Here is an 8484-nt window from a genome sequence, read left to right on the forward strand (position 1 = left end):
GCCTGACCGTGGGCGCGCCCCGGCTGCCGCGCGGGGCCGGGCTCGTCGTCGTGGTGAACACGCGCGCCGGCTCGCCCGACCGGGTGCGGAGCCTGCGCGACGCGCTGCCCGAGGCGGAGGTCGTCGAGTGCGAGGGCCCGGCGCTCGCGGACGAGCTGGAGAAGGCGGCGCGACGGGCGAAGGCGCTCGGCGTCAGCGGCGGTGACGGCTCGATCAACACGGCGGCGGGCGTCGCGCTGCGGCACGAGCTGCCGCTCGTCGTCCTGCCCGGCGGGACGCTCAACCACTTCGCGTACGACCTCGGGATAGAGGATGTACGGGACGCCTACCGGGCCGTCGAGCTGGGCGAGGCGGTCCTCGTGGACGTGGGGCGCTGGCGCACCCAGTGCCGGGACGCCGAGGACGGCTGGACCTCGGGGCTCTTCCTCAACACGTTCAGCCTCGGCGTGTACCCGGAGCTGGTCCGGGAGCGCGAGAAGTGGTCCGGCAAGCTGGGCGGCCGGCTCGCCGACGTCGCGGCGGCCGTCCACGTGCTGCGCCGCGACCGCCCGCTCCTCGCGGACATCGGCGGCCACCGCGAGCCGCTGTGGCTCCTGTTCGCGGGCAACGGCCTCTACGGCCGCCCGGGGCTCACGGCGGGCCGCCGCACGGACCTCGCCGACGGCCTGCTGGACGTCCGTACGGTACGGGGCGGGGGCCGCCCCTCGGCCCGCCTCCTCGGCGCCGCTCTCGCGGGGCCACTGACCCGCTCCCCCTTCCACGCCGCCCGCCGCCTGCACCGCCTGCGCGTCACGGGCATCGAGCCGGGGACGCCGCTGGCGCACGACGGCGAGGTGGCGGAGGCGGGAAGCGTGGTCGAACTGGACAAGATGCACGAGGCGTTGACGGTGTACCGGCCGATAGACGTCTGAGCGGGAAGCGGGTGCGAGGAGGGCCGGGACGCGCGGGCGTCCCGGCCCTCGCGCCGTGCCGGAGGCGGGCGTGCGTGATGCCTTGACAGGCGCTCCGCCGAGCGGGACTCTTCCCGACGGCTCCTTCGTGACGGCCGCCCCGAGCGGACGCGCCGTCACCGCCTGGCAAGGGGCGCCGCGTACCCCGCGAGCGCCCCACGGACCGGATGTGTCGGAACATCCCCCCGCGCCCGGCCGGGAGTACCCGGTGGCGATACCGGGGTGCCCAGGCCGTCGGGGCCGGGCGCCGGCTCGCGTCTTCCCTCCCTCCGCGGCAGCACCGCACCGCGTCCCCCTGCCGGGACGCGTGGGTGCGTGCCTTTCGCGCGGCGGCGGAGCGTGCCGTCCCCGTGCCTCGCCGCCTCCTGCCCCCGTACCCACACCAAGAGGTGGAACGTGTACCCACGCACCCGGACAACCGCCGTCGCCCTGGCGGCGGCATCCCTCGGCCTCGCGACGGCGCTCGCCGCCCCGGCCGCCGCCGCCCCCGGCGCCCCCGCCCACCCGTCCCCGCACGCGGTCGCCCCGGCCCGTACGAAGGCCGCCCCCGTCCTGACCGCGACGCCCGCGAGCGACTGGACGAAGCTCTTCGACCGGGCCGGGCGGTCGGACACCTGGCTCGGCGCCGACGGCATCTTCTCCACCCCCCTGGACGAGTCCCGCACGTTCGGCGGGAGCGGCCCGAACGACAAGACCTTCTTCATCTTCAGCGACACGATGCTCGGCTCCGCCGACGCCTCCGGCGCCATCAGCGACCTGACGTACCAGAACCACACCTCGGCCGTCCTCACCGGCACCGTCCCCAACTCCCCGAACATGAACTTCACGTACGGGTACAAGGGCAGCGGCAGCCGCGCGAACGGCGACAACCTCTTCGGCTACACGGCCTGGATGCAGGCGGACCTGACCGTCGGGCAGAACGTGTACGTCTTCGGCTTCCCCTTCGGCAGCGACTGGAAGCCCAGCCAGGTCGACCTCGTCACCGTGCCCGTCAAGAACGGCTCCCCCGACTACGCGGGCTTCACGAAGCGGTCGGCCGAGAGCCGGCTCTACCAGCGCACCACCGACAACCTGTACGACTACGGGATCGGCGTGCTCGACAACACGCCCCAGGCCGGAGCCCCCTCGCCGGACGGCTACCTCTACCTGTACGGCTACCGCGACGCGCTCACCGGCTCCCGCACCAACACCAAGGACCTCCTCGTCTCGCGCATCCGCCGCTCCGACTTCCCCGACCTGAGCAAGCTCACCTACTGGAACGGGCAGGGCTGGTCCACCTCGCTGACCGACTCCGCGTCCGTCCTCGACGACGTGTCCACCGAGGCGAACGTCACGCCGGTCACGAGCGGCCCCTACAAGGGCAAGTACATCGCCGTGTACACGCGGCACGTGTCGAGCCCCGACATGATGTACGCGATCGGGGACAGCCCCGTGGGGCCGTTCTCGGCGCCGGTGAAGTTCTACGACGCGCCCGAGTACCACGCGGGCGGGGACGAGAACATGTACACGTACAACGCCAAGGCGCACCCGGCGCTGTCCCGGCCGGGCGAGCTGCTGGTCTCGTACAACGTGAACCGGCTGGGCGGGGCCGACAACACGAACGACTACCACCCCCGCTTCCTCACCCTCGACCTGGACCCGGCGACGGCGGGGCCGGGCAAGGGGCAGCCGGGCAAGGGTCGGCCCGGCAAGGGCAGGCCGGGCAAGGGGGCGGCGCACCACGGCAGTTCGCCGCACCACGGCAGTTCGCCGCACGGCGGTGGGCCGCGCCCGCACGGCCACTGAGGTACGTGCCGCGCCGCGCCGGGCGGCCGCGGTGAACGGAGGGGCCGCCGGTGACCGGCGGCCCCTCCTCCGCCGTGTCCCGGGGCGGTCAGGGCGCCCCGGGACCGGCCGCGGGTGGGGTGGGGCTCAGCTCGCGGACACCGTGGCCCGGACGATGCCGAGCGCGTTGCGGCCCGTGCTGCGGGTCGTCACCTCGGCGGGCAGCACGACGTGGTCGAGCGGGTCCGTGGCGCCCTGGATGCGGCCGTGCAGCCGCCGGATCGCCTCGCGGCCCATGCGCGCGGCGGGCAGGCTCGCGGAGACCACCGAGAGCGGCGAGAGCCCCACCGGGCCCGCGTCGTCCATGCTCGCCAGCTCCACGGTCTGCGGCAGGTCCCGGTCGAGCGAGAGCAGATCGTCCACCGCGAGGGCGAGGGTGACCGCGTTGCCGCAGATCAGCGCGGTGAGGCCGAGCGAGGAGTCGAGGAACGACAGCAGCCGCGCCCGGCGTTCGCCCGGCGGCAGGTCCACGTACCGCACGAGCGCGCAGCGGTCGGGGTGGCTCACCAGACCCCGGTCGTGCAGGGCGCGCAGATAGCCGTTGTGGCGGTCGCGGACCGTCGTGACGTCCGACTCGCTCCACAGCACGACCGGTGCCTCGTGGCCGCGGCCGACCACGCCGTCGGTGACCGCGTGGCCCACGGCGAAGTCGTCGAAGAGCACCGCGTCGGTCGGGACGTCGGGAAAGTAGCGGTCGACGAGGACGACGCTCAGCCCGGCGCGGCGCAACTCCTCGACCGTCGCGGAGGCTTCGGAGCGGTCGCGCGGGAAGAACACCACGCCGCTCGTGCCGCTCTCGGCGGCCTGGCGCAGCACGCCGGGCTCGTCGGCCGTGTCGACGGTGTGCGCGATCGACAGCGTGTAGCCGAGGTCGCGGGTCTCGGCCGCGAGGCCCGAGAGCAGGCGGCTGTGGTGCACGCCCTCGTCCTCGGGACAGATGTAGCTCACCGTGCGCCCCGCGGCGGGACGGCCGGCCGGGCGCTCGCGCACGAAGGTGCCGATGCCGCGCCGCCGGACCACCATGCCCTCGGCCACGAGGTCGTTGAGGGCGCGTACGGCGGTGGTCGTGGAGACGCCGAAGCGCTCGACGATGCCGCGCTGCGTGATGAAGGGCTCGCCGGGGTCGAACTCGCCCCGGGCGATGGAGTCGAGCAGGGACTGCTTCACCCACTGGAACAGCGAGGTGCCGGGCCGGCGCGCCGAGGGCACGGAGGCGGAGCCGCCGCCGGGCGGGCCCGCACCGGGCGCGCCCGCGGCCGAACCGCCGCGCCCCGTCCCCGTGTCCGCTGTGGCCTCGGCGGCGGCCGGGGGACCGCCGAGGGCTGTTTCCTGTCCTTCTCGCTCCTTCACGCGTCAAGGCTAGCGGATCTCCCGCGAAGAGCACCCGTTTCGCCTGTCCGATCTTCCAGGAACTCCGCGCCCACCTGGTGAAGTACCCGGTCCGGACGGGTTGTTCATGCTTCCGCGAGAAAACTCCGCCCCAACACCTTGACGCGTTAATCAGCCGCTTATAGCTTCAAGCCTGCTCGGTGAGGACGCCTGTGGGCCTCACCTGTGACGACAGCGTTCCCCCGGTTGTGCCACGAGCTGTCAGCCGGTGGTTTCCGACCCGCTGCCCCCTTGCTTTGACCCGTCAACTACCCCTGCCCGCCGTATGTGAGCGCGTCATGACCCGACCATGACCGCCGCCCGGTCGTGGGCACCCCCAAGGAGAGACCTTCGATGCGCACACCGAGACTCGTGGCCACCGGCGCGGTGGCGGGTCTGTTCGCGCTGACGCTGAGTGCCTGTTCGGGTGGCTCCGGCGGCGGCAGCGGTGCGGGAACGGCGGCCGACCCGGTCACGCTGTCGTTCTACAACGACAAGTCGGGCTGGACCGACTCGTTCAAGGCCGAGAACAAGACCTCCGTGAAGCGCGGGATGAAGCTCAAGGTCGTGCAGACGCCGGGCACCGACGCCTCCGCGTACGACAGCTTCGTCACCCAGGCGTTCCGCACCAACGAGAAGCCCGACCTGTTCACCTGGCACACCGGCAGCCAGCTCGGCGACCTCGTGAAGCAGAACATGGTCGCCGAGACCACCGACCTGTGGACCGAGGCCGAGTCCAAGGGCCTGGTGCCCAAGGGGCTCAAGGACAACTACACGTTCGACGGCAAGCAGTACTGCGTACCGCTCAACGTCTCCTACTGGTCGGTCTACTACAACAAGAAGGTCTTCGCCGACAACGGCCTGAAGCCGCCGAAGACCTTCGCCGACATGACGCACGCCGCCGAGGTGCTGAAGAAGGCGGGGGTGACGCCGTTCTTCCAGATGAACACCGTCTTCGAGTTCGTCTGGTTCCAGAACATGCTCGCCGCCGGCGACCCGGACGCGTACGCCGGACTGGCCACCGGCAAGACGAAGTTCACCGATCCCGCCGTGGTCAAGGCCACGAAGCAGTGGATGAAGATGGAGCACGAGGGCTACTTCCTCGACGCGGGCGTGCGCAGCGACCCGCAGGCACTCCTGGCGAGCGGCAAGGTCGCCATGGCCTCCATGGGCAGCTTCTTCACCGGCCAGCTCACCGCGCTGGGCAAGAAGCCCGAGAAGGACTTCGGCGAGTTCGCCTTCCCGAACGTGAGCCCGTCGGCGGGCAAGAACCAGATGATCCTGGAGACCGGCCCGCTGTGCGTCACCAAGGGCGCGGCGAACGAGAAGGCCGCGCTGGACTACAGCAAGTGGTGGCTGACCGACGAGGCACAGAAGGCGTGGACCGCCAACCGGGGCGACGTGTCCTTCAACCCGCACGTGAAGGTGCCCGACGCGGGGATGGCGGCGCTCGTGGACGCCACCGGCAAGAACGAGTTCCGGGTGCAGCAGCGGTTCCAGGAGATGGTGCCGTACAGCGTCTACACCCGCTCCAAGGAGGTCTTCGGCGAGCTGGTGTCGAAGCCGCCGGCCGACCCGACGCCCGCCCTGGAGGCACTCCAGAAGGAAGCCGACGCCTACTGGTCGAAGCACAAGTGACGGCGTCGACGCGCACACACGTCCACGCACACGTGACGACCAGGCAGGACTGACCCGCCCCCTGCCTCCGACATCCGCACGCGCCGCCGGGAACCCCTGGACCCCCTGGAACCCGTCGCACCCCGGAACCCGTCCCGGTTCCCGGCGGCCGGAGAGGTACCCCCATGTCCGTGACGGTGGAAAGACCACCGGCCGTCGAACAGGCGCCGCCGCCCCGCGCCCGCCGCGCGCACCGCCCGCAGTACCAGTGGCCGGCCCGCCTGTTCGTCTCACCGGCGCTGCTGCTGTGCGCCGTGCTCCTCTACCTGCCCTTCCTCTACACCTGCTACCTGAGCCTGACCGACTACAACGGCCTGGGCAGCCCCACGTGGGCGGGCTTCTCGAAGTTCTCCGCGATGTTCACGGACGACTCGTTCACGCACTCGCTGCTGAACACGCTGTACTGGGTCGTGGGCACGCTCGTCCTGCCGGTCGGCGGTGGCCTGCTCGTCGCGACGCTCGTCCACGACCTCAAGCACAGCACGTGGTACCGGCTGCCGTTCCTCATCCCGTACGCCCTGTCCGGCGTGGCCGTCGGCGTGATCTGGATCTTCATCCTCCAGACCGGCGGCGCCCTGGACCAGCTCTGTCACGCGCTGGGCTGGGCCCATCCGCCGCGCTGGCTCATCGACTCGCCGCTCAACACGTTCAGCATGATCGTCGCCTCCTCGTGGCAGCAGGTCGGCGTGAACGTGCTGCTGTTCACCGTCGGCCTCCAGTCGATCCCGAAGGAGCCGCTGGAAGCGGCCCGGGTGGACGGCGCCTCCGGGTGGACGATGTTCCGCCGCATGACCTGGCCGATGCTCACCCCCATCACCACCGTCGTCGTGGGGCTCTCCCTCGTCGCCTCGCTCAAGCAGTTCGACGTGATCTACGCGATGACGCAGGGCGGTCCCGGGCGCAAGTCGGAGACCCTCGCCCTGACCATGTACCGGGATTCCTTCATCAACAACGACTACGGCCTCGGCGCCGCCATCGCGGTCTTCCTGACCCTCGTCACCGTCAGCGCCGCGATGCTCTACCTGCGCCGCCAGCTCTCCGACGCCAAGGAGATGTGATGTACGGCTCCCGTCAGCTCGTGCGCAAATCCGTACTGATCCTCCTCGGGCTCGCCTGGCTCGCGCCGGTCTACCTGATGATCGTCAACGCGGCGAAGCCGCAGGACAGTTACCTGTCCTCCTCGGCCTGGGCGCCGAGCGACTTCACCGGCCTGTGGGACAACCTCCAGCTCGCCTGGACCAAGGGCCACCTCGGCGGCGGCGTCGCCTCCACCACGCTGTACGCGCTCGTCTCGCCGGCCCTCGCTGTGCTCATCGGGGCCGCCGCCGGTTTCGCGATCGTCGCGCTCAGACTGCCGCGCGGCTTCCTGTGGCTGGCGGTCATCTTCAGCTCCACGGTCTTTCCGATCCAGATGCTGCTGATGCCGCTGTTCACGCAGTACGTGAAGTTCGACCTCTACGACAGCCGGTTCGGGCTCGTTCTCATCTACACGGCGATCTCGGTGGCCTTCACGTCCTTCGTGATGCGCAACTTCTTCGCCGGGATCGCCCCGCAGACCTTCGAGGCCGCCGTGATGGACGGCGCGTCGACGTGGCGCATCTTCTGGCGGATCTACCTGCCGATGTCCGTCCCGGCGCTCGCGGCGCTCTTCATCCTCCAGGCCACGCTCGTCTGGAACGACCTGCTGCTCGGGCTCACCCTGACCCGCTCGGAGGGGGTCCGCCCGCTCATGCCCTCGCTGGCGGCCCTGGAGGGCAACTACGGCGGCACGACGATCCCGGTGCTGCTCGCCGGCGGGCTCATCGTCTCGCTGCCCACCGTCGCCCTCTTCCTCGCCGCCCAGCGGTTCTTCTCGCGCGGGCTGGCCCTCGGCCAGTTCTGAGCCCCCGCCCGCCCGCGCGGCGCCCCCGCCCCGCTCTTCCAAGGAGTCCTGTTGCACCCCCATGAGTCCATCCGCCTGCGCGTCGAACGCCTCGTCCGCGAACGCCTGGAACCGGCGTGCGCGCTGGCCGAGGCGCCGGTACGCACCGACGTGTGGCACGTGCCCGACGAGCCCGTGCCCTTCGCCGAGGCGAAGGAGGCCGCCTACGTACCGATCGAGCGCGGCGAGCCGTGGGGCCGCGCGTGGGCCACCTCCTGGTTCCGGGTCGCCGGCACCGTGCCCGCCTCGTGGCAGGCCGCGCCCGGCGCTGTCGAACTCCTCGTGGACCCCGGCTTCGTCGGGGACTCGGCCGGCTTCCAGGTCGAGGCGCTCGTCTACGACGGCGCGGGCCGCACGCTCAAGGCGATCGAGCCGCGCAACGACTACGTGCGCCTGAACCTCGCCCCGGGCGCCTCCTTCGAGGTGTACGTGGAGGCCGCGGCCAACCCGGACATCATCGGCGAGAGCCTCTTCACGCCCACGGCCCTCGGCCGCAAGCGCACGGCGCCCGACCGCCCCCTGTACCGGCTGGGCAGGATCGCGCTCGTGCACCGGGACGCCGAGGTGTGGGAGCTGGTCCAGGACATCGAGGCCGCGCTCGGCCTCGCCCTGGAGCTGTCGCTCTCCTCGCCGCGCCGGGCCGAGCTGTTCGCCGCCCTGGACGCGGCGGTGGACGCGGTCGCCCCGTACGACGTGCACGGCACCGCGGGGGCCGGGCGGGCGGCGCTGCGCGAGGCCCTGGCC

Annotated in this window: 6 protein-coding genes and 1 pseudogene; 6 read left to right on the forward strand and 1 reads right to left on the reverse strand. The window is 71.8% G+C overall.

Annotated elements, in window-relative coordinates:
* Together G3I42_RS25740 and G3I42_RS25745 are read left to right on the forward strand one after the other, a co-directional pair.
* Nucleotides 1-911 (forward strand): diacylglycerol kinase family protein (locus G3I42_RS25740; protein WP_275405295.1); only part of this gene is annotated, 911 nt, incomplete at its 5' end.
* A 435-nt stretch (nt 912-1346) separates the two neighbouring features.
* The gene (locus tag G3I42_RS25745) at nt 1347-2735 is read left to right on the forward strand and encodes a DUF4185 domain-containing protein (protein WP_164289772.1); all 1389 of its coding nucleotides are present in this window, start codon (nt 1347-1349) and stop codon (nt 2733-2735) included.
* Nucleotides 2736-2861: 126 nt separating this feature from the next.
* Here G3I42_RS25745 and G3I42_RS25750 read toward each other — a convergent pair whose 3' ends face one another.
* On the reverse strand, nt 2862-4124 hold the full coding sequence (locus tag G3I42_RS25750) for a substrate-binding domain-containing protein (RefSeq protein ID WP_164289774.1): 1263 nt from the start codon (nt 4122-4124) through the stop codon (nt 2862-2864).
* 372 nt (nt 4125-4496) lie between these two features.
* Between G3I42_RS25750 and G3I42_RS25755 the strand changes: the two genes are divergently transcribed.
* From G3I42_RS25755 to G3I42_RS25770, 4 genes and pseudogenes are all read left to right on the forward strand, one after another.
* Nucleotides 4497-5780 (forward strand): extracellular solute-binding protein, encoded by a 1284-nt coding sequence (locus tag G3I42_RS25755; RefSeq protein ID WP_164289776.1) that lies wholly within the window; start codon nt 4497-4499, stop codon nt 5778-5780.
* A gap of 170 nt (nt 5781-5950) precedes the next feature.
* On the forward strand, nt 5951-6877 hold the full coding sequence (locus G3I42_RS25760; RefSeq protein ID WP_203607343.1) for a sugar ABC transporter permease: 927 nt from the start codon (nt 5951-5953) through the stop codon (nt 6875-6877).
* Complete coding sequence (locus tag G3I42_RS25765; protein ID WP_164289780.1) at nt 6877-7701, forward strand: carbohydrate ABC transporter permease; 825 nt, start codon at nt 6877-6879, stop codon at nt 7699-7701. Before G3I42_RS25760 ends, G3I42_RS25765 begins: the two co-directional genes overlap by 1 nt.
* Nucleotides 7702-7752: 51 nt before the next feature.
* A pseudogene (locus G3I42_RS25770) lies at nt 7753-8484 on the forward strand (alpha-mannosidase); the annotation flags it as partial.

Source organism: Streptomyces sp. SID11385, assembly GCF_010548245.1.
Classification (GTDB): Bacteria; Actinomycetota; Actinomycetes; order Streptomycetales; family Streptomycetaceae; genus Streptomyces.

Coding starts and splice junctions, on each gene's coding strand:
- G3I42_RS25755 (WP_164289776.1), top strand. CDS start 4,497: ATGCGCACACCGAGACTCGTGGCCACCGGCGCGGTGGCGGGTCTGTTC.
- G3I42_RS25765 (WP_164289780.1), top strand. CDS start 6,877: ATGTACGGCTCCCGTCAGCTCGTGCGCAAATCCGTACTGATCCTCCTC.